This is a genomic window from Microbacterium sp. B24 (assembly GCF_000333415.1).
GTDB lineage: Bacteria > Actinomycetota > Actinomycetes > Actinomycetales > Microbacteriaceae > Microbacterium.
In genome coordinates, this window is sequence record NZ_BADB01000468.1 from 1 (window position 1) to 1,280 (window position 1,280).

At 66.7% G+C, this 1,280-nt stretch carries 2 protein-coding genes and 1 pseudogene; 1 reads left to right on the forward strand and 2 read right to left on the reverse strand.

Going from position 1 to position 1,280, the window contains the following annotated elements:
- Nucleotides 1–528 (reverse strand): annotated as a pseudogene (locus I5I_RS13755) (excinuclease ABC subunit UvrA); the annotation flags it as partial.
- A 61-nt stretch (nt 529–589) separates the two neighbouring features.
- Nucleotides 590–1,027, reverse strand: coding sequence for a MarR family winged helix-turn-helix transcriptional regulator (locus I5I_RS13760; protein WP_036320963.1), 438 nt, complete (start codon nt 1,025–1,027; stop codon nt 590–592).
- 32 nt (nt 1,028–1,059) lie between these two features.
- Between I5I_RS13760 and I5I_RS13765 the strand changes: the two genes are divergently transcribed.
- Nucleotides 1,060–1,280, forward strand: a 221-nt coding sequence (locus I5I_RS13765) for a hypothetical protein (RefSeq protein WP_036320967.1), incomplete at its 3' end; no start/stop codon positions are given.

Here is a 1,280-nt window from a genome sequence, read left to right on the forward strand (position 1 = left end):
CGACGCTCCTTGAAGAGTGACGAACTCGCCCTTTTTCTGCGTCACGACCGGCGCCACGATCTGATAGCGCGTGCGCTCGGGCAGCTCCATGAGCTGATCGGCGATCTGCTGCACGGTCTGCCGCTGAATCTGGGCGCCGCACTCGGGACAGTGCGGAACACCGATGCGCGCCCACAGCAGACGCATGTAGTCGTGGATCTCGGTGATGGTGCCGACCGTCGAACGCGGGTTGCGGTTCGTCGACTTCTGATCGATCGAGACGGCGGGACTCAATCCCTCGATGAAGTCGACGTCCGGGCGGTCGACCTGACCGAGGAACTGCCGCGCGTACGCGCTCAGCGACTCCACGTAACGACGCTGACCTTCGGCGAAGATCGTGTCGAAAGCGAGGCTGGACTTGCCCGAACCGGAGAGGCCGGTGAAGACGACGAGGGAGTCGCGCGGGATGTCGAGATCCACGTTCTTGAGGTTGTGGACGCGGGCTCCGCGCACGCTGAGTTTCGACGAGGCAACAGGGACGATGGGCACCGGACAAGTCTAGGTGTGGCCTCCGACACCGGATCCGAGGTGCGCTCTCGGCGTACCCTCCTCAGTCCGGCCGACGGCCGGCGAAGGGGGCGAGACCGTCGCGCAGTGCCGCAAGTTGGTCGGCATCCATCCCGACTCTCGCCATGATCTGCGCCGGCACGTCGAGAGCCCGTGCCCGCAGAGACGTGCCGTCGGCGGTGAGCGCGATATCCAGCACCCGCTCGTCGTCAGTGCGGCGCGTGCGACTGACCCGCCCCTGCACCTCGAGGCGCTTGACGAGCGGCGACAGGGTGGCCGGTTCCATCGCAAGCTCCTCCGCGAGCTCACCCAGCGAGCGCGGCGAGTGCTCCCAGAGGGCGAGCATCACGAGGTACTGCGGGTGCGTCAGGCCGAGGGGATCGAGGACAGGACGATAGATGGAGACGACGTTGCGCGCGGCCGTCACGAGAGCGAAGCACAGCTGGTTCTCGAGCTTCAGCAGATCGTCGCGCGCATCCATGCCTCTACTGTACTCATTCCGTTAGTACACTAATGTTCATGACACGAAACGATGCCGAGCGGCCGCCGCTTCGTCAACGGGTGCGCGACGCCGGCGGGTGGTACACGTACCTCAACACGCGGCTCATCCGCCTGGCCGGTCCCGCGTCGGTCGGTCCGTACGAAAGCGAGCCCGAGCCGGCGCGCGCCGAACGGGCCTGCCCGCTCTGCGGCCACGCGATGTCCCAGCACACGTCGACCGCAGCGCCCGAGCC

Excerpts from the sequence above, each read along its gene's own strand:
- I5I_RS13760 (WP_036320963.1), bottom strand. The coding sequence starts at position 1,027 with ATGGATGCGCGCGACGATCTGCTGAAGCTCGAGAACCAGCTGTGCTTC.